Origin of the sequence: Streptomyces sp. NPDC012510 (assembly GCF_042955065.1) — a bacterium.
Taxonomy (GTDB): Bacteria; Actinomycetota; Actinomycetes; order Streptomycetales; family Streptomycetaceae; genus Streptomyces.
Genome location: NZ_JBIBEN010000076.1, coordinates 1 through 831 on the forward strand (window position 1 = coordinate 1; position 831 = coordinate 831).

The 831-nt window shown below is 50.8% G+C and carries 1 protein-coding gene; it reads left to right on the forward strand.

What is annotated here, in order from left to right:
* On the forward strand, window positions 1-561 hold a 561-nt coding region (locus ACFY9I_RS42380), incomplete at its 5' end, for a hypothetical protein (RefSeq protein ID WP_391012850.1).
* Window positions 562-831 lie beyond the last annotated feature (270 nt).

Genomic DNA, 831 nt, shown 5'->3' on the forward strand with positions numbered 1-831 from the left:
TCCAATAATTCAAGAGATAGTTCAGTAGATAGTTCATCTAATAATGGGGGAGTTACTCATGTCCAGAAGGATAACCAGGGATCTCCTCTGGTAGAGACTAAGTCTCCTCTGGTCATTCCTGGTGAGGTAGTTATTGAAGAGATTGGTATCTCTCCTCTGGTAGACGTAGTCGACGCTCCCGCGTCTCCTGCTCCTGGTGAGACTAAGAAGTCTCGTGCATCGTTCATTCCCAAGAGCAGAAGGAAGGACGTTGCCCACGTACCCGCGTCCCTCGATGCCTCTGTAAGCGCCAACGGCGCACAGCCTGAGGCATCGGAGCCTGAGGCTTCCTCCAAGCCTTCAGAGAGCGACTGGAAGCCTCTCAGGCGTGTTGAGGAATCCGATGATGACTACAACCACCGCGTACTCAAGGTGATGCTTGCCAGAGACCAGGCACGTAAGGACAGAGAGAAGATCGAGCAGGCGCAGAAGGTAATGCGCAAGACGCACGACCACACGCCCAATACTTCTGCGGGCATTGCCCGACTGGCCAATTACGCCAGAGCAAGAGAGAATGGATAGGGGAAACATTGAGCACCCATAAGAAAGTCCAGGGAATCGATATCCCTGGACTTCTCTTTTGGAATTCAATAGGGCTCAGCCGGCCGGGGTACGCTAATTCCTTTATTTAATAGGGGAATGAGGCTACTGAATAACAAATTCAAAGGAATTGCAGCCGTGGCTCCTGGTTTTCTAGGTAGTTCCGTAGGTGTCTCGACTAGAAGGAGTTACTACTCTCGATGGCATTTGAGAGTAGTAACAAAACTTCCGAGTTCGGGAAACCTTCCATCT